This window comes from Xanthomonas phaseoli pv. dieffenbachiae, from assembly GCF_008639345.1.
In the GTDB taxonomy this organism is placed as follows: Bacteria; Pseudomonadota; Gammaproteobacteria; order Xanthomonadales; family Xanthomonadaceae; genus Xanthomonas; species Xanthomonas phaseoli.
The window spans coordinates 399,252-417,674 of the sequence record NZ_CP041380.1 but is presented as its reverse complement, the minus strand read 5'-3'; the positions used below and the strand labels follow the sequence as shown (position 1 = coordinate 417,674).

Annotated in this window: 17 protein-coding genes and 1 pseudogene; 13 read left to right on the top strand and 5 right to left on the bottom strand. The window is 64.3% G+C overall.

The features are described from left to right. Positions 1 to 140 precede the first annotated feature (140 nt). The 10 genes and pseudogenes from FLG15_RS01900 (at position 141) to FLG15_RS01850 (ending at position 11,438) form a co-directional block, all read left to right on the top strand. Positions 141 to 677 (top strand): hypothetical protein, encoded by a 537-nt coding sequence (locus FLG15_RS01900; protein ID WP_057678394.1) that lies wholly within the window; start codon positions 141 to 143, stop codon positions 675 to 677. Positions 678 to 748: 71 nt separating this feature from the next. Then, positions 749 to 2,501, top strand: a pseudogene (locus tag FLG15_RS23300) (peptidoglycan-binding protein). Positions 2,502 to 2,923: 422 nt separating this feature from the next. Then, positions 2,924 to 4,522, top strand: a complete 1,599-nt coding sequence (locus FLG15_RS01885) for a M4 family metallopeptidase (protein ID WP_150145443.1) — start codon at positions 2,924 to 2,926, stop codon at positions 4,520 to 4,522. A 96-nt stretch (positions 4,523 to 4,618) separates the two neighbouring features. After that, positions 4,619 to 5,104: an Mpo1 family 2-hydroxy fatty acid dioxygenase gene (locus FLG15_RS01880; RefSeq protein ID WP_150145441.1), complete on the top strand. Its 486-nt coding sequence runs from the start codon at positions 4,619 to 4,621 to the stop codon at positions 5,102 to 5,104. Between the two features lie 396 nt (positions 5,105 to 5,500). Then, on the top strand, positions 5,501 to 8,329 hold the full coding sequence (locus FLG15_RS01875; RefSeq protein WP_150145439.1) for a monovalent cation/H+ antiporter subunit A: 2,829 nt from the start codon (positions 5,501 to 5,503) through the stop codon (positions 8,327 to 8,329). Continuing rightward, on the top strand, positions 8,329 to 8,703 hold the full coding sequence (locus FLG15_RS01870; RefSeq protein ID WP_011346152.1) for a Na+/H+ antiporter subunit C: 375 nt from the start codon (positions 8,329 to 8,331) through the stop codon (positions 8,701 to 8,703). The genes FLG15_RS01875 and FLG15_RS01870 overlap by 1 nt, the downstream gene beginning before the upstream one ends. Further along, positions 8,700 to 10,238 (top strand): monovalent cation/H+ antiporter subunit D, encoded by a 1,539-nt coding sequence (locus tag FLG15_RS01865; RefSeq protein WP_057677371.1) that lies wholly within the window; start codon positions 8,700 to 8,702, stop codon positions 10,236 to 10,238. Before FLG15_RS01870 ends, FLG15_RS01865 begins: the two co-directional genes overlap by 4 nt. Then, positions 10,235 to 10,741, top strand: a complete 507-nt coding sequence (locus tag FLG15_RS01860) for a Na+/H+ antiporter subunit E (protein ID WP_017157947.1) — start codon at positions 10,235 to 10,237, stop codon at positions 10,739 to 10,741. Before FLG15_RS01865 ends, FLG15_RS01860 begins: the two co-directional genes overlap by 4 nt. Beyond that, positions 10,738 to 11,022, top strand: coding sequence for a K+/H+ antiporter subunit F (locus FLG15_RS01855; RefSeq protein WP_003486364.1), 285 nt, complete (start codon positions 10,738 to 10,740; stop codon positions 11,020 to 11,022). The genes FLG15_RS01860 and FLG15_RS01855 overlap by 4 nt, the downstream gene beginning before the upstream one ends. After that, positions 11,019 to 11,438 (top strand): Na+/H+ antiporter subunit G, encoded by a 420-nt coding sequence (locus tag FLG15_RS01850; protein WP_039567396.1) that lies wholly within the window; start codon positions 11,019 to 11,021, stop codon positions 11,436 to 11,438. Before FLG15_RS01855 ends, FLG15_RS01850 begins: the two co-directional genes overlap by 4 nt. 432 nt (positions 11,439 to 11,870) lie before the next feature. On the opposite strand, the gene FLG15_RS01845 is transcribed toward FLG15_RS01850, so the two are convergent. Then, positions 11,871 to 12,494: a hypothetical protein gene (locus tag FLG15_RS01845; protein WP_057677370.1), complete on the bottom strand. Its 624-nt coding sequence runs from the start codon at positions 12,492 to 12,494 to the stop codon at positions 11,871 to 11,873. A 165-nt stretch (positions 12,495 to 12,659) separates the two neighbouring features. Between FLG15_RS01845 and FLG15_RS01840 the strand changes: the two genes are divergently transcribed. Together FLG15_RS01840 and FLG15_RS01835 are read left to right on the top strand one after the other, a co-directional pair. Then, entirely contained in the window at positions 12,660 to 13,211 is a 552-nt protein-coding gene (locus FLG15_RS01840) for a hypothetical protein (RefSeq protein ID WP_057677369.1), read from the top strand. Positions 13,212 to 13,246: 35 nt separating this feature from the next. After that, positions 13,247 to 13,426 carry a hypothetical protein gene (locus tag FLG15_RS01835; RefSeq protein ID WP_370512625.1) on the top strand — a complete coding sequence of 60 codons (180 nt, stop codon included), beginning with the start codon at positions 13,247 to 13,249 and terminating at the stop codon, positions 13,424 to 13,426. A 139-nt stretch (positions 13,427 to 13,565) separates the two neighbouring features. Here the strand turns inward: FLG15_RS01835 and hmgA are convergent, their stop codons facing one another. The 3 genes from hmgA to hppD form a co-directional block, all read right to left on the bottom strand. Beyond that, positions 13,566 to 14,879 (bottom strand): homogentisate 1,2-dioxygenase, encoded by a 1,314-nt coding sequence (gene hmgA, locus FLG15_RS01830; protein ID WP_057677367.1) that lies wholly within the window; start codon positions 14,877 to 14,879, stop codon positions 13,566 to 13,568. A 66-nt stretch (positions 14,880 to 14,945) separates the two neighbouring features. Further along, a complete protein-coding gene (locus FLG15_RS01825; protein ID WP_057677366.1) occupies positions 14,946 to 15,338 on the bottom strand; it encodes an endonuclease domain-containing protein in 393 nt (130 codons plus the stop codon). A 382-nt stretch (positions 15,339 to 15,720) separates the two neighbouring features. Further along, entirely contained in the window at positions 15,721 to 16,836 is a 1,116-nt protein-coding gene (hppD, locus tag FLG15_RS01820; protein ID WP_039567387.1) for a 4-hydroxyphenylpyruvate dioxygenase, read from the bottom strand. 123 nt (positions 16,837 to 16,959) lie between these two features. Between hppD and FLG15_RS01815 the strand changes: the two genes are divergently transcribed. Beyond that, positions 16,960 to 17,448 (top strand): MarR family winged helix-turn-helix transcriptional regulator, encoded by a 489-nt coding sequence (locus tag FLG15_RS01815; protein ID WP_017158904.1) that lies wholly within the window; start codon positions 16,960 to 16,962, stop codon positions 17,446 to 17,448. Between the two features lie 376 nt (positions 17,449 to 17,824). Here FLG15_RS01815 and FLG15_RS01810 read toward each other — a convergent pair whose 3' ends face one another. Continuing rightward, complete coding sequence (locus FLG15_RS01810; protein WP_017157955.1) at positions 17,825 to 18,415, bottom strand: thioredoxin family protein; 591 nt, start codon at positions 18,413 to 18,415, stop codon at positions 17,825 to 17,827. Positions 18,416 to 18,423 lie beyond the last annotated feature (8 nt).

The window sequence follows — 18,423 nt, the reverse complement described above, 5'->3', positions numbered from 1 at the left end:
TGGCAGTAGCGCTTGCCGCGTGTAACGGTCCGCAGGCCGCCGATGCGCCTGGCACGCCGGCCAGTGCACCGACGGCCGCGACTCAATCACCCGCCGCGGCCGCGTCACCCCCTGCCACATCGACACAAGGGACTGTACCCATGGCAACGATAGACTCCTTCGTTCCAGCAGGATCGAAGGCGCTGGATACCCAACGCGGCGATCTGACTGGCGCCGGACATTCGGACGCACTTGTGGTGATTTCTCCGCCGGCAACCGGTAATGAAAAGCTCGGCGAAGGGCAGCCACGTCGCGTCCTGCTGCTGACCCAGAACGCCGATGGCCGCCTGCAAAAGGCCGCTGAAAATGATCGCATCGTGCCCTGTGCCCGCTGCGGCGGTCTGGCAGGCGACCCGTATGCGTTTTCGCGCGTCCAGCCCGGGCAATTCACCATCTCCATTTCAGGCGGGTCGCGCGAACGCTGGGCCGACGACTTCACGTTCAAGTATTCGGCAGACAAGCAAACCTGGTTGCTGGACAAGGTTGTGCGCGATCTTTCCGATACCGAGACCGAACAACACAACACCCTGGAATTAACCGACAAGGATTTTGGAACGGTGACGTTCCAGGACTTCGACCCCGCCACGCTCAAGAAAGTCGCCGCGCTGGATGAGGCTGGAGCCCATAAGCAAAATTAAAAGGAAGTAATGGCTTACACGGACAAGGATGGGTCCGTTTTTGATGTTGCTGAGAAATGAGGAGTTACACCATGGCAACCGATCGCGAGACAGGGCTGCTGCAGGCAGCCTATGCAGCGGGAATCACCCGGCCAACCGAATTGGCCAATTTCATGGCCCAGGTAGGCCACGAATCGGGCGGACTCAACCGCCTGGAAGAAGGGTTCCGCTACACCCGCGGCCCCTCGCAAGTGAGTTCGAAAGTGCGTTCTGCACTGCGCGAAGGACCGGAGGCGCTGGAAGAAGCGCGCCTGGAGGCATTGCGCGGCCAGCCGGAGAAACTTGCCGAGTTGATGTATGGCGGGCGCATGGGCAACAACGAGCCCGGCGATGGTTATCTTTACCGTGGTCGCGGCTACATCCAGCTCACCGGCAAGGATCAGTATCGCGAGGCCGGCGAAGCGTTGAAACTCGACCTGGTCGCGCACCCCGAACTGGCCGCGCAACCGGAAAATGCGTCGAGGATCGCAACCTGGTACTGGCAGCACAATGTGCCGCAAGCGGCCAGGCAAGATGCGCATGCAGCAGGCGTTGCGATCAGGTGTCGACCCGCCGAATGGACTGGCTGATCGCGAAAGCCGCTTCGCGCGCTGGCAGCGCGACCTCACGCCCGATGTGATGCACAAGCTCGAACACGGTCAGCTCGGACAGACTGTTGCGCCTGCGCAGCATGCGACACCGGCGCAAACACCGCATGCCGGTTCGAACGCGCAGTCGTTCCAGGCCACCATGGAGCGCATGCTTCCGCCGCAGAGCGGCACCGCGCCGCATGTCACCGGGCATTACGGCGAGCACCGCAGCGCGCGCGACCACGGCGGCACCGACTTCAATTATCAGGGCGGTCAGGCAGGACGCAATCTGCAGCATCCAACCGTGCATTCGCCGATCGCCGGGACGGTGACCTTTGCAGGCGGAAGCCACGGCACCGTCAAGATTCGCGATGCACAAGGCAACTCGCACGAGATCCTGCATCTGGATGGCGTCAAGGTCAAAGAAGGTCAGACGCTGTCGGCAGGCGATGCCATCGGCACGATGGGGGGACGTGGACCCAATGGCGCAAGCCAATATGCCCAGCATGTGCATTACCAATTGCGCGATGCCAACGGAAAACTGACCAGCCCCGAGACCTTCTGGAATCAGGGTCGCCAACACGATGCAGGTGCGCACAACACCCATGCAGCACCGGCAAGCGGCACAGGTGCCTTGCGGCATGGCGACAACAGTCAGGATGTGGGAAAGCTGCAGCAGGACCTCAACCGCCTGGGCGTGCGCGATGCGCAGGGCAACCGGCTGGCCGAGGATGGGCGTTTCGGCGACAACACGCGCGAGGCGGTGATGGCGTTTCAGAAGCAGCATGGGCTGCAGCAGGACGGTGTTGTTGGCCGCGACACGCGGGCAGCGTTGTCTGCGCAACCGGTGCAGACCCGCGAGGCGCAGGTTGCTGCGCCGAAGGGGCCTTCGCTCAACGATGCATCGCATCCCGACCACGCGCTGCATAACGCAATCCGCAGCAAGCTGCCCAGCATGATCTCCAACGAGACCGCGGCACATGTCACGCTGCAGGCCAAGCAGAATGGGATCGACAGCGCCGACAAGCTGCAGAACGTGACGGTGCAGGACGGCAAGGCGTTCGTCGTGGGCACCACGCCGGGCTTCCGGGCGGCGGTGGACCTGAACCAACCTGCCCAGCCACTTGAGCAAACCAGCGCGCAGTTGCTGGCTGGTCAGTCGCAGCAGCAACAGGCCCAGCAAGAACAGCAAAAGGTTGCGATGGGAGTTCGCTGATCTTTCAGCGATAGATCAAGAAAACGCCGGCCAGGATATTGGCCGGCGTTTTTGTTTGCGCATGCGCCGCGGAAGTGATGACATCGCGCAAACTGACCATCGTTCGACGGCCAGCGCGTGGCGATGGGATACCGCAGCGCCCCTGCGTCGGCGCAACGATGCGGCGCAACCCGGCCTGAAATCACTGCGTTGCGCGCATGCATGGCCGCAGCGGCCAATGACACCATGCATCCGCTGCACCTCTGCGATGTACGCCACAGCGGAAAGTGGCCGGGCGCACAGAACGCAATACATCCGTAATTTTTACTACTGTCCAGTTCGTGACTGTGCAAGCGTAGCTGCCGGCACCCAAGGTGCCATCGGCGACCGGCCGTCGGGGGGCTGCCGGTCTTTGCATTGCACGTTTTCTGGAGAGAGTCGTCATGCAATTCCATGTCCTGGGCGCGGCAATCTGCTGCGCGCTCACGTTTTCTGCTGCCGCAACCGCTGCGGATCTGTCGGCCAATGCCGCCGTTTCGCGCGCGCAATCGTTATTGGGGAACAACGCGTCGGCATTGGCCAATCGCGCGCCGGCCGACGCCTTCATCGCACGCGACAGCATCGTCGATGCCGACGGCACCGAGCATGTGCGCTTCGATCGTACCTATCAGGGACTGCCCGTGATCGGTGGCGACGTGGTCGTGCACTCGCGCCGTGGGGTGATGCGTGAATTGAGCCAGACAATGGACACCACGGTGCGTCCGAGCCTGGTGCCGGGTATCGATGCGGCAACCGCATTGCGTGTGGCCGGATCGCAATTCGATGTGGCGCAGGATGCTGCGCCACGTGCAAGTCTGGCGCTGTATGCACGCCAAGGCGCGCCGCGCCTGGTGTACGAGGTGATCTACAGCGGTGTCAAACCCGACCAGACACCGACCGAGATGCATTACATCGTCGATGCGGTGAACCAGCGCATCCTCGAATCCTGGGATACGGTGCATACCGCGTGTAGCGGCGGCACCAGCACCGCTGGTACAGGACGTTCGTTGTATGCAGGCAGCGTGACGGTGAACACGACGCGCTGCAGCAGCACCAGCTACGAGATGACCGATCTCAGTCGCGGCAGCGGTGCGACCTACAACATGCGCAACAGCACCTCCGGCAATGGCACGCTGGTCACCGATGCCGACAATGCCTGGGGTAGCGGCACCACCGGCGATACGGTCACCGCAGCGGTCGATGCGCATTACGGCGTGGCGTTGACCTGGGACTATTACCGCACTATGCATTCGCGCACAGGCATCGCAAACGACGGCGCCGGTGCACGGAGCCGGGTGCATTACGGTAGCCGCTACAACAACGCCTTCTGGCAGGACAGTTGTTTCTGCATGACCTTCGGCGATGGCGACGGCAGCACGTTCACGCCGCTGGTGTCGGTGGATGTGGCCGGCCATGAGATGACCCATGGCGTGACCAGCCGGACCGCCGCGCTGACCTACTCGGGCGAATCGGGCGGGCTGAATGAAGCCACGTCCGACATCATGGGCACCATGGTGGAGTACTCCGCTGCCAACAGTGCCGAGCCGGGCAATTATCTGATTGGCGAGAAGATCATCCCCAACAACAGCACCGGCACACTGGCGTTGCGTTATATGTTCAAGCCTAGCCTGGATGGCAAATCGCCCGATTGCTACAGCAGCAGCCTGGGCTCGCTCAATGTGCACTACAGCTCGGGCGTGGCCAATCATTTCTACTATCTGCTGGCCGAAGGGGCGGTGGTGCCGAGCGGATTCGGTTCCGGCACCAGCTACAACCTGACCCCGACCAGTCTGGTCTGCAGCGGCTCCACGGCGCTCACCGCGATCGGCCGTGCCGCGGCCAGCCGCATCTGGTATCGCGCACTGACGGTCTACATGACCTCGTCCACCAACTACGCGGCGGCCCGTCGGGCCACGCTGAGCGCGGCCACCGATCTGTACGGCAGCACGTCCACGCAATACCGCGCGGTAGCGGCGGCGTGGAGCGCAGTTTCGGTGAACTGACGGTGCACCCTCGTCGCGCCGCCAAGGCGTGACGGGGGATACATCTGCCATGGCGCCATCCGCGCGCGTATGCTTGGGTCATTCCTGGGAGGGAACATGAGCCAAAGCACCACGACCGCGCGACCGATCGAGCGCTATTTCGCCAGCTATTCAGACGACCATCAAAACGCGACCAATCAGCAGATCCACGTGCTGGCGGTGCCTGCGATCCTGTGGTCGGTGGTGGCGCTGTTGTGGTGCATCCCGGTCGGCGGCAGCTGGTTCAGCAGCGGCGTGTGGGCCGCGCTGTCGATGTTTGCGGCGTGGTCGTACTACAACCGGCTGTCGAGCCCGCTGGGGTTGGGCATGCTGGGGATCTTTTTCTTCTTCGGCTGTCTGTGCCGGTTGATCGAAGGCCGCATCGGGCTTGCCGGTCTGTTGACCACCGGGCTGACGGTGTTCGTGCTGGCCTGGATTGCCCAATTCGTCGGCCACAAGATCGAAGGCCGCAAACCGAGCTTCCTGACCGATCTCACCTATCTGCTGATCGGGCCGATCTGGGTGCTGGCCAAGGCGTATCGCCAGCTGGGCTGGCGCTACTAGAGCGTATTACGCATCTTCAGATGATGTACGTTGGCCGCCAGCGGTGCGGTGCGGGTGTTGCATGCCGCCGGCTTGGCTGGCGCCACGGCAAGCCGCGCGGCGCGCGCTCCGTGCCACTGACGGCCAATCCTCCGGGAAGCGCCCTATGGCGTGCGGATACCGCGTTGCGCGACTTACCCAGGCAGCCGGCCTGGGAGTTCGCACACGCCGTGTCTCGACGCGGCACAGGACGCTTCGTACTCACCTCAGCGAGTGCGGCATGGCGATGGGCAGCCCAGTGAGGCCGATGGCGGGGTGAAGCCGATCACGGGCGATGCGCGCTGGCGGCGTTGACGCGGACGTCAGTCAACGGTTTGTTAAGCTCTCGGGCCTGCTCGCGAATCTTGTGTTCCCTGCATGCCTTTCTCGCTGGAAATTCTGCTGGCGCTGCCATTTGTCATGGCCGCCGCCGCTGCGCTGCTCTGGCGCGCATCCCGTTCGATCACTGCGTGGTTGGCTGCGGCCGCGCCGTTGGCCGGGCTGCTGGTGCTGGCGTTGGCGACGCCAGCGGTGCTGCGCGGCAAAGTGATTGCCAGCCAACACGCGTGGCTGCCGCAGATTGGCCTGATGTTCTCGCTGCGGCTCGATGGCCTGGCCTGGATGTTCGCCCTGCTGGTGCTGGGCATCGGCGCGCTGGTGGTGCTTTACGCGCATTACTACTTGAGCGCACGCGATAGCGCGTCGCGTTTTTTTGCCTATCTCTTGCTGTTCATGGGCGCGATGCTCGGCATGGTGCTGTCGGGCAATTTGCTGTTGTTGATGGTGTTCTGGGAACTCACCAGTATCAGCTCGTTCTTGTTGATCGGCTTCTGGTCGCACCGCAAGGACGCGCGCGAAGGCGCACGCATGGCCTTCGTACTGACTGCCGGCGGCGGCCTGGCGTTGTTGGGCGGCGTGTTGATGATCGGCCGCATCGTCGGCAGTTTTCAGCTCGATGCCGTCCTGGCCGCCGGCGATGTGATCCGCGCCAGCCCGCTGTATCCGTACGCGCTGGGCCTGGTGTTGCTGGGCATCTTCACCAAGAGCGCGCAGTTCCCGTTCCACTTCTGGTTGCCGCACGCAATGGCGGCGCCTACGCCGGTGTCGGCGTATCTGCATTCGGCCACGATGGTGAAGGCCGGCGTGTTTTTGCTGGCGCGCTTGCATCCGGCGCTGGCCGGTACCGATCTGTTTTTCTACACGGTGACCGGCATCGGCGCGATCACGGTGTTGTTGGGCGCCTGGCATGCCATCTTTCAGCACGATCTCAAAGGCGTACTGGCGTACTCGACCATTTCGCATCTGGGCCTGATCACGATGCTGTTCGGCCTGTCCACGCCGATGGCTGTGGTGGCCGGCGTGTTTCACCTCATCAACCATGCGGTCTTCAAAGCGTCGTTGTTCATGGCCGCCGGCATCATCGACCATGAGACCGGCACGCGCGACATGCGCAAGCTGGGCAATCTGCGCCGGTTGATGCCGGTGACCAGCGCGCTGGCCATCACCGCCTCGCTGGCCATGGCCGGCATTCCGCTGCTCAACGGCTTCTTGTCGAAGGAAATGTTCTTCGCCGTTGCGCTGGATACCGAAGCGCCGCAACTGATGCGCATCCTGGCCAGCACCGCTGCGCTGCTGGCCGGCTTGCTGGGCGTGGCGTACAGCCTGCGCTTCGTGCACGACACGTTCTTCGGCGAAGGCCCGCGCGCGCTGGACACCACGCCGCACGAGCCGCCGCGCTGGATGCGGATTCCGGTCGACGTGCTGGTACTGACCTGCGTGGCGGTGGGCATCGTGCCGGCGTGGACAGTGGCGCCCGTACTGCGCGCCGGTGCCACCGCGATCTTGGGCGACCGGCTGCCCGACTACAGCCTGGCGCTGTGGCATGGCGTCAATTTGCCGCTGGCGATGAGCGTTGCCGGCATCGTCGGCGGTGCATTGTTGTACATCGCGTTGCGCCGCACGCTGGATCTTTACGCGATCCAGAACCGTTCGCCGGGCAAGGCGCTGTTCCAATGGAACCTGCGCGCCTTGTTCGCTGCCACCGCACGCATGACCGACGCAGTCACCAACGGCAACCTGCAGCGCATGTTGATGCTGCTGGTACTGAGCGCCGTCGTGGTGGCGCTGGTGCCGTTCCTGCAAGGCGGTGCATTGCCGCAATGGCCCGCCCCCATGCCAATGCCGGCGCTGGGATGGATGGTGTGGCTGTTGATGATCGCGTGCGCCCTGGGCAGCCTTTTCCTGTACCAGCAGCGCCTGCTGGCGGTACTGGTGCTTGGCGGCACCGGGCTGGCGGTCAGCCTGACGTTCGTGTTCCTGTCGGCGCCGGATCTGGCACTGACGCAGTTGCTGGTGGAAATGGTCACGCTGGTGCTGATGCTGCTGGCGATGAACTATCTGCCCGAGCGCTCGTTGCCCGAACGTGCGCGGCTGCGCAAGCTGCGCGATGCCGCACTTGCCATTGCCGGCGGTGCGGGTCTGGCGGCGTTGGCGTATACCCTGATGACCCAACCCAGCCATTCGGTCGCCGGCGAACTGCTGCAGCGCGCCTTGCCCGAAGCGTATGGGCGCAATGTGGTCAATGTGATCCTGGTGGATTTCCGCGGCTTCGATACCTTTGGCGAGATCACCGTCTTCGCCATCGCCGGGCTGGTGGTGCACGCCCTGCTGCGCCGCACGCGCATGGCACCGGAGCGCACCATGCCGGGGCCGCCGATCAAGTTGCCGGTGCCGGCCGATCTGGCGCAGATCATGTTCCCGCTGACACTGACGGTGTCGCTGTTTTTGTTCCTGCGCGGGCACAACGCGCCGGGCGGTGGCTTCATTGCCGGGCTGGTGCTGGCGGTGCCATTGCTGATGCAGTACGTGATTCAGGGGACGGCCTCGGTCGAGTCGCGCTTTGGTTTCGACTACATCCGCCTGATCGGCATCGGCTTGTTGTGCGCGCTGGTCAGCGGTGCCGGCTCGCTGGTGTTCGGGCTGCCGTTCCTGAGCAGCGGGCACCTGGAAATTCCGCTGCCGCTATTGGGCGAACTGGAACTGGCCAGTGCGCTGGGCTTCGATACCGGCGTGTACCTGGTGGTGTTCGGTGCGGCGATGTTGATGCTGTCGATGATGGGCACGATCAAACCCTCGCGTACGCGCAGTTCGCAGCGCGGCGAGATCGACCCCACCCAACGTTCGACACGCACCGCGGAGCAGCATTGATGGAATTGGCAGTGGCAAGCGCAATCGGCGTCCTCACCGCATTGGCGATCTATCTGCTGCTGCGTGCGCGCAGCTTCGATGTGATCCTGGGCATGACCTTCCTGTCGTATGCGACCAATCTGCTGATCTTTGCCGGTGGGCGCTTGCGCAGCGGCCAGGCGCCGGTGTTGCGCGACGGCGTGCCGGCCGAGCTGATGCACCACACCGACCCACTCCCGCAGGCCTTGGTGCTGACCGCCATCGTGATTGCGTTTGCGATGACCGCGGTGAGCCTGGTGCTGGCGATCCGCAGCCGTAGCGACAATGGCAGCGACCATGTGGATGCGCACGAAGATGCCGCCACCGGCACGGATACGCGGCAGGCCCGGCGATGAACCATCTGCTGATCCTGCCCATCCTGATCCCGATGCTGGGCGCGTCGGCATCGTTATTCGTCGAACACCGCCGCTATGGGCCGCGCGTGCAGCGCAGCGTGGCGTGGGTCAGCATCGCCCTGTTGGCCGCGGCGGTCATCGCCCTGTTCGCACGCGCTGCCAACGGCCAGATCCTGGTCTATCTGCTCGGCGACTGGCCGGCGCGCATCGGCATCGTGCTGATGGGCGATCGCTTGTCGGCGTGGATGCTGCTGACGACCTTGATCCTGGGCTCGGCGTGCCTGCTGCATGCCTGCGCAGGCTGGGACCGGCGCGCACCGCATTTCCATGCATTGTTCCAGTTCCAGTTGATGGGCTTGAACGGTGCGTTCCTGACCGGCGACATCTTCAACCTGTTCGTGTTCTTCGAGGTGATGCTCATCGCCTCCTACGGCCTGCTGCTCAGCGGCGGGCGCGGATTGCAGATGCGGGTGGGCCTGCATTACGTGGTGTTCAACGTGTGCGCATCGACGTTGTTCCTGATTGCGCTGGGCCTGCTGTTCGGTGTGTTCGGCACGCTCAACATGGCCGAGCTGTCGCAGCGCATTGCCGATCTGCCGGCGCAGGATGTGCCGCTGGCCAAGGCCACGCTCGGCCTGTTGCTGCTGGTGTTCTGCAGCAAGGCCGCGCTGTTGCCGCTGTATCTGTGGCTGCCGGAAACCTATTCGCGAGCGCCGGCGGCGGTGGCCGCATTGTTCGCCATCATGACCAAGGTGGGGCTGTACGCAGTGCTGCGGGTATCGTCGTTGTGGTTCGGCGCCGGCGCACTGCAAGGCTTCGGTCGCCATGCGCTGTTGTGGCTGGGCATCGCGACGCTGCTGATGGCCGCGTTCGGGGTGATGGCCGCATCACGGCTGCGGGTGATGGTGTCGTACCTGGTGGTGTTTTCGGCAGCGACCTTGTTCATCGCGTTTTCGCTGGACGATGCCGGCGCGCTGGGCGCGGGGCTGTATTACCTGCCGCACAGCAGCTTTGTGGCCGCTGCGTTGTTCATGATTTCCGACCTGATCCGCCGCCGCCGCGGCAGTGCCAGCGACCGCAAGGAAGTGGTGGCGCCGCTGCCCGGGCGAGCCATTCCGGGCACGATGTTCATGATTGCCGCGGTCGCGGTGGCCGGGTTGCCGCCGCTGTCCGGATTTCTGGCCAAGGCCGCATTGCTGCAACACGTGCCTGAGGGGCTGGTGGGACCGGTGTGGACTGCGGTGCTGGGCAGTAGCCTGCTGATCGTGATCGGCCTCACCCGCGCCGGCGTGCGGTTGTTCTGGCGGGTGCCGGCCGCGGCGGAAACTGCGCCGGAACTGCAGCCGCCGCGACGTGGCCGCATGCGTCCGGTGGAGACCGCCGCCACGGTGCTGTTACTCGGCGGGTTGGTTGCGATGACCGGCGCCGCAGGTCCCCTGATGCATTACACCGACGCGGCCGCCGCGCAGTTGCGCGATCCCGGCGCGTATGTGGACCAGGTACGCGCCACCACGCCGCAACGGAGGCAGCCATGAATACACCTCTGCCACTGCGTCGCCGCCTGTTCCCCTCGCCGCCCTTGAGCGTGACGGTCTTCGTGTTCTGGCTGCTGCTCAGCGATAGCTTCGGCCCGCAGCAATGGGTTTTGGGCATGCTGCTAGGCGTGGTGGTACCGATCTTTGCAGCGCGGCTGGACCGCGAGTTCGCACAGATCGGCTCGCTGCGCTCGGTGCCGCGCATGCTGCTGGTCGCCGCGGGTGACATCGTGCGCTCCAACATCAAGGTCGCAGCGCAGGTGCTCGGGCCGGAAGCGCGCATCCATCCCGGTTTCATCTGGGTGCCGCTGGATATCGCCAACATTCACGGCATCGCCGCGTTGACCAGCATGATTACGCTGACGCCGGGGACCGTCTCGGCCGCGCTATCGGACGACCGCAAATATCTGCTGGTGCATGTGCTGCATCTGGACGATCCGGAGGCCTTGATCGCCGAGATCAAGACCCGCTACGAAAAGCCCCTGATGGAGATCTTTCCATGACCGGCCACATGTTCATCGAATCGACCATCGTGATCTGCATGCATGCGGTGGGCCTGGCCATCCTGATGGCCTTGTGGCGGCTGCTGCGCGGGCCGACCGTGCCAGACCGCATCCTGGCGCTGGATACGCTCTCGGTCACCGCCATCGCCGAACTGATGCTGCTGGGCATGTACCTGGATTCGCCGATCTATTTCGAGGCGGCCTTGGTCATTGCAATGCTCGGCTTCGGCAGCACCGTGGTGCTGAGCAAGTACGTGTTGCGGCGGAGCATCGTCGAATGATCGCGCTGACCGAATACCTGCTCAGCGCCTTGTTGTTGGCGGGCACGTTCTTCATCCTGATCGGCGCCTTCGGCCTGGTGAAGCTGTCGGATTTTTTCAAGCGCCTGCATGCACCGACCAAGGCCAGCACACTGGGCGTGGGCTGCGTGCTGCTGGCCTCGGTGGGCTACCACCTGTTTCTGGGTGTGGATCCGCAACCGCGCGAATTGCTGATCACCGTGTTTCTGTTCATCACCGCACCGATCAGCGCGCACTTGATGGCCAAGGCAGCGCTGTCGTTGATGATGGAAAACCGCCCGGAAGTGCCCAACCACGGCGATGCGCAGCAGGAGGGGTTGCCGCAGGTCAAAGGCGACGTTGGCGAGAACGAAGAAAGCGAGAAGCAGCATCCGGGGCCTGCGTCTGAGGGTGACTGAGGCGTTGTTGCTCGGCGTGGATCGTTTCCCGGGAAGGTCCGGTTGCTGATCAAGACCTTCTCAACGGCACGACCGACTGGCGCGGCAATCAGCACATGGGGCATCGATTCACGCGCGCTCGCTGCGTGCGTTCGCCAACCGCACATGGGCATGCACCTGCAGTGTTGCGCAGCTCAACAATCACGGGCAGCGCTGTACCGCCGTTGCACAGAGCACTGCTGCGACCGCACGCCATCGCTCACCGGTCGCGACGCTTGGGCCGATCAGGGTGATGCCCATGTTGGTCGACGTTGCCGCAGCGTGACGCACGCGCCATTGCGCAGCTGATCTAGATGGCGGCGAGCTGTCGTATCGCAGCAGCAATTGCACGCCCTCCCCTAGCGCAGGATGCAAATGCCTGCGCAAGACGCCACCACCATCGCACGTTGCGTTTCAGCCGCAGCCTTCGACGTAATCCACCTGCGGCGGCTTGCCCACGCGCCAGCTGGTGACGTTGCCGTCTGCATCGGTCTCGAACACCAGCGCGGTCTGCGTGTCAGCGTCGGGCAGACGCAGCGTCAGCGCGCCTGAAATGTACTTATGCGGCTGCTCGGTCAGGCCGTTGGGGTACAACGCGCGCAGCTGCGCCAACGTCATGCCCACCTTGCCGCCGCCCGGCGCCGTCTCCTTCGGTTCACCGGTCTGCACGCGCACCAATTGCCCGCCTTCGAACATGAAACCGAAGCGACGCGCATCGCTGGCCCACCGTGGGCGCAGCAGGTAACAGCCATCATCGGTTGCCGCTTCGCCCTGCAAATCGCCACCCCAGGCAGCCCGCGCCTGGCTGGCATCCATCCCGAAGCGCAAGTCGCCGTAACCGTCCATGCGCGCAAGCGCAGCGGGGTCCGGCTGGGTGTGCGATGGAAATGTGCCTGTTGGCGCTGTGGCCGGTGGCACAGTGACCGCCGGTTGGTCGTCAGCGGCCGCAACCGGTGCGTGGTCGGCGCTGGCGGACGCGGCCGGTGCGGGCGATTGATCGGCGCGGTTGCAGCCGGCCAGTACGAGCAATGCGCTCATCAGTGCCAATGATCTGGATGTCATGCGTGCGTTCCCTGGAGGTGCGCTCCAGCGTACACAGCCGCCATCGCGAGCATGTGGAGAGCGTGGCGACACACCGTCGCCGCCATGTCATCGGCGCTTCATTGGCGGGCGTCACGCTATTGGCTCCGCAGGACCGTCGCCATGATCCCACGCAAGACCGAGCTCGCCCTAACCACGCTGCAATCGCACCGCAGCCCGTTGACGCTGCTGCAAAGGCGCGCGTTGATCCTGGCCGACGGCCAGCGCGACCTGGCGACGCTCGCCATGCTGCTGGGCAGCGACGGTACCGGCTTGCTGCAAAGCCTGTGCGCGATGGGGTATCTGGATCTTGGTAGCGCTGCAGGCGGTGTTGCGGGTCAAACGCGCACGGCAGCCACTGCCGCGCTGCCCGACGCGGACCACGCACCTGCGGCCCTATCCGACGCTGGGCCCAGCGAAGAAGAACTGCAGCGCCTGCGTCGCCGTGCAGCGACCAATGCTCGCCTGTACCTGCTCGATATCCTGCAGTTGCAACGCAATGACCTCGCCGTTGCGCTGCATCGGCAACTGCACGCCGCGCGCGACGACGATCAGATCCGCACGACCATCGCCGAGGCGTTGCACGCGCTGCCGCAGATCACGTCGGCAAGTTATGCCGAACGCGTCCGCGCACGGATCGGCGAGCTGCTGCCGGAGACATTGCAAGCCGCGTGACCTGGCAGTCCTGTCCAGCGCGCGCCAACTGGCGCTTGCCGAATCGCAACACGCAGCGAGGGCTAGCGCTGATCGCCGCATCACCGCATTACCGCATTACCGCATTACCGCATTACCGCAACGACAGCAGCCTGCGCACCGGCAACGCCAATGGCAATCACAGCGCCGACGCGCAGACAGCGCAGCTGCAGCACCGTAGCTGCGGCCTGGCATGAGCGCAGCTGATAAGCCTGCTGCTCGGCCAGGCGGAGGCGGCTGGTACTCGGTCAGGCCGCTAGCCGCCGTCCACTCCAGGCACTTCGCGCCTGCGCAACGTCCGCACCACCTGCCACTGCTTGCGGGGTATTGAGCGCGCTAGGTTGCGTCTTCCTGCGTCGGCGGTTGAAACGCGGCGCGCAGTCCGGACCAGCACTGCTGGTAATCGGCTTGCCGATGCGCGGCGTCAAGCGCCTGCTGCGTTGGGCGCAACACCGCACGCGTCTCGAACATGAAGGCCATGGTGTCGGCAATCACGTCGGGGCGCGACAGATCCGCCTGCGAGGCCTTGTCGAAAGTGGCCGCATCCGGGCCGTGCCCGCTCATGCAGTTGTGCAGCGACGCACCGCCGGGCGCGAAACCCTCGGCCTTGGCATCGTAGACGCCGTGCACCAGGCCCATGAATTCGCTGGCCACGTTGCGATGGAACCAGGGCGGGCGGAAGGTGTGCTGCGCCACCAGCCAGCGCGGCGGGAAGATCGCAAAATCCATATTGGCGGTACCGTGCGTGTCGCTGGGCGAGGTCAGCACGGTGAAGATGCTGGGATCGGGATGGTCGAAGCTGATCGAGCCGATGGTGTTGAAGCGGCGCAGATCGTAGCGATACGGCGCGTAATTGCCGTGCCAGGCCACCACATCCAGCGGCGAGTGATCGATATCCGCCCGCCACAGATAGCCTTGGAACTTGGCCACCAGCTCGAACGCGCCGTCGCACTGCTCGAACGCCGCACACGGGGTCTCGAAATCGCGCGGATTGGCAAGGCCATTGGCTCCAATCGGCCCCAGATCCGGTAGCCGCAGCAGGCCGCCGAAGTTTTCGCAGACATAGCCACGCGCTTGGCTATCGAGCAGTTCCACCCGGAAACGCACACCGCGCGGTATCACGCCGATCTGTTGCGGCTCCAGTTCGAGCACGCCCAGTTCGGTGCAGACCCGCAACCGGCCGAGCTGAGGCACCAGCAGCAGCTCGCCGTCGGCGTTGTAGAAGAACCGCCCGTGCATGGACGCGTTTGCCGCGTACAGATGCACGGCCACGCCGGTCATCGCCTCCGGGCTGCCGTTGCCGGCCATGGTGTACAGGCCATCGACGAAATCGGTGGGCGTGGCCGGCAACGGCAGTGGACTCCAGCGCATCTGGTCCGGCGGCACCGGGCCGCTGCCGAAGTCGTTGTGGAGCTGGGACTGTTCGATCGGCGAGAAACGGCCATGCACGGCCGCTGGACGAATGCGATACAGCCAGCTGCGCCGGTTCTCGCCGCGTGGCGCGGTGAAGGCGGTGCCGGACAACTGCTCGGCGTACAAGCCATGCGCCACGCGCTGCGGTGAGTTCTGCCCGACCGGCAGGCTGCCGGCCACCGCTTCGGTTGCGAACTCGTTGCCGAAGCCGGTCATGTAGGAAGTCTGGTCATGCATGGGCGTAGGCTCTTCGGTTGTGGCACCACCGTTGCAGGGAGGTGCGATATTAGAGAAGCGCAATGCTCAAGCCCCTCTCCCTCCGCGAGAGGGGCTGGGGTGGGGGTACGGCGGCGCGACTATCGTGGAGATCGCCTCAACCACAGCATCCAGCGAAAGCAACACATCGTTGTTCCAGAAGCGCAGCACCGCCCAGCCCTTCGATTGCAGCCACCGCGTTCTTGTCTGATCGCCGACTGCATGATGCTGCGATCCGTCCAGCTCGACAATCAACTTGGCTTCAATGCAACAAAAATCTGCGATGTACGGCGGAATCGGATGCTGCCTTCGGAACTTGAAGCCTTGGAGCTGAATCCCACGCAGACCGCGCCATAGTGCACGCTCTGCGTCGGTCATATCGCGACGCAATGCGCGTGCGTGGGCGAGTGCAATCGTGGGTAACGGCGGTTTGATTTTCATCGCTCCACCGTACCCTCACCCCAACCCCTCTCACGTCGGGGAGAGGGGCTTCGATCACATGCGGCTTTACTGCGTTGATCAGTCAGATTGCCCTGGGATATGGCCGGAAAGGTCACGTCTTGCATCACCACGCCGGAACATGACTGGCCCTCGATGCACTTCACGCTTCGTACCATCTAACCGGCCCTCATGCACCTACGATTCGCATCACCTCGGCTAACGCGACTGGCGGCCAGACTGCAGCCCCCGAGGTCAATCGCGACTCACCAACCCTGGCCCTCAAACCACATCACGCTTTGGCATCAACGATGCAACCTGGCGTTAACAACCAAGCCGCAGCGCCTGACACCAATCCCGAATAGCGAATCCCCAATCCCCGCCCTCAAAGCACCCCACGCTTCATCTGGTCGCGCTCGATGCTCTCGAACAGCGCCTGGAAATTGCCTTCGCCGAAGCCTTCATTGCCCTTGCGCTGGATGATCTCGAAAAAGATCGGGCCGATGCAGTTGGTGGTGAAGATCTGCAGCAGCTTGCGCTGCTTGGTGTCGGGGTCGGCATCGATCAGGATCTTGTTGCGGCGCAGGCGTTCGACGTCTTCGCCATGCGCGGGGATGCGCAGGTCCACCACATCGAAATACGTATCCGGCGTATCCAGGAAACTCACGCCGGCGGCGCGCATCTTTTCCACGCTGGTGTAGATGTCGTCGGTAAAGCAGGCGATGTGCTGGATGCCTTCGCCCTGATACGCGTCCAGATACTCGTTGATCTGGCTCTTGGGGTCGGACGATTCGTTGAGCGGGATGCGCACGATGCCGTCCGGCGCGGTCATCGCCTTGGACACCAGCCCGGTCTTGGCGCCCTTGATGTCGAAGTAGCGGATCTCGCGGAAGTTGAACAGGCGCTCGTAATAGTCCGACCAGCGCTGCATGTTGCCGAAATATAGGTTGTGGGTCAGGTGGTCGATGAAGGTCAGTCCGAAGCCGGCCGGGTGCTGGTCGGCGCCTTCGATCGGTTCGAACTCGGCGTCATAGATGCTGCCGGCCTCGCCATAACGGTCCACCAGGTACAGCATGCAATCGCCGATCCCCTTGACCACCGGCGCCGGCACCGCGCGGGTGTCGGGCTTGTTCTGTACCGCTTCACCGCCGTTGCCCAGCACGGTCTGCAGCACGGTCTCGGCCGGGGTACGGAAACGGATGGCAAAGCCGCAGGCGCAGGGGCCATGCGCGGCGGCGAAATCGGCGGCGAACGAATCGGGATCTTCGTTGAGCAGGAAGTTGACCCCGCCCTGGCGATAGACGGTAATGGGGCGGCTGCGGTGACGCAGCACCGCGCTGAAGCCCATCTTGCGGAAATAATCGTGCAGCTGCTCCCCCTGGCCGGCCGGTGCGGCGAACTCGACGAATTCGAAGCCGTCGATGCCCATCGGATTGTCGAAGGTGGTGACCTGCATGCCCGGATCGGGGCGGGTTGCGGTGGTGTTCGGTTGTGCGCTCATCTTCGTTTTCTCCACGCTTGGGGGGCCGCAGGGCTATGCGGAGTAGCAGAAGACCCGCGAGAATGCGCAGGCCACCCTCGGTTTGTAGTTGCAAATGAAACCAAAATCAAGACACAGTGCAACATGAGCGATCTCGACAGCCCCCACCCGCCGCACTATCCCGTGCTGCTCAACCTCGAGCAGTTCCTGCCGTATCGCCTGAGCGTGCTGTCCAACCGTATCAGCAGCAACATTGCCAAGGTATACGGCGATCGTTACGGCATGGCGATTCCCGAGTGGCGGGTGATCACGATCCTGGCGCTGTATCCGGGTTCGTCGGCCAGCGAGGTCTCCGATCGCACGGCGATGGACAAGGTCGCAGTGAGCCGCGCCGTGGCGCGCCTGCTGGAGCGGGGCTTCATCCGCCGCGAGACCCACGGCGATGATCGCCGCCGCTCGATGCTGGCGTTGTCGCCGGCCGGGCGACAGGTCTACGAGACCGTTGCGCCGCTGGTCAACGAGATGGAACAACGGCTGATGTCGGTGTTCAGCGCCGAAGAACAGCAAGTGCTGGAAAAGCTGATCGACCGGCTGGCCAAGGACGGTCTTCCGCGCATGGCCAGCAAGGACTGAGCAGCGCCACGCTGGGAGCGAATGCGCGGTGCCTTGGCGCTGCGCAGGATCTGCTCCAGTTGCCATGGATGCTGGTGCACAGCGCCGGCGCAGCACTGGCATCGATGGCCGTGCCGCGGCGCTGTCGGCGGGATTTCGATCGGTAGTAAGCGCGCGATGGGCAGCGGCGCTGGGGTGGCTCGCACAGCGCGCATCGCCGCGGAGCCTCACATGCCGGCGTGCGCCACTTCGACAGCAAGACATCATCACGGTGCGCCAGTCTGCGCGCGTCGAAGCAACCGGCCGCGTTCGCGCAAGGGCGATCGCCATCGACACGATGCAAAACAAAAACCCCCGCAGCAGTGCGGGGGTTCTTGTTTGACGCGTCCGCGCAGAATCAGGCCTGCGGTGGCGCCCACTGCTTGAGGAAGTCGAACAGCTTCTTGCGGTCGAAGCCCTCGCCCTTGCGCAACTCCGGGCCGGACTGTGTGGTCAGTAGCTTGCCGTCGCTGTCCAGCACCAGCAGCGACGGGGCATCGTTGAGCTGGGCGAACGCCGACAGGAAGGCGGCGTTCTCGTTGGCTGCATCGCGATTGACCTTGACCACCACAAAGTGCGCGTCGCGGAAGCTGCGCAGCTCCGCATCGCCGCCCATCAACTCGTCCAGCGCCTTGCAGGGCTCGCAGGCGGCATTGCCGACATTGAGCACGATGCGCTTGCCGCCGCGCTTGGCCTCGACCTTGGCCGTCTCCAGATCGGCCGCCGGATCGCGCGAGGGGTCGTATTGCGCATTGAGCGCAGCGGCCGCGGCGATGTCGGCCGCGGTCGGCGTGTTGCCCGAGGACACCGGCTGGCTGGGATCGGCGCTGGGCGGCTTCTGCATCGACGTATCCAACGGCTTTGGCGCCTCCTGCGGGCTGCTGGTCTGCCCGCAGGCGCTCAACAGACCGCTCAGCAGCAGGCCACAGACAAGGGGTTTGATCGGCATCGCTGTTC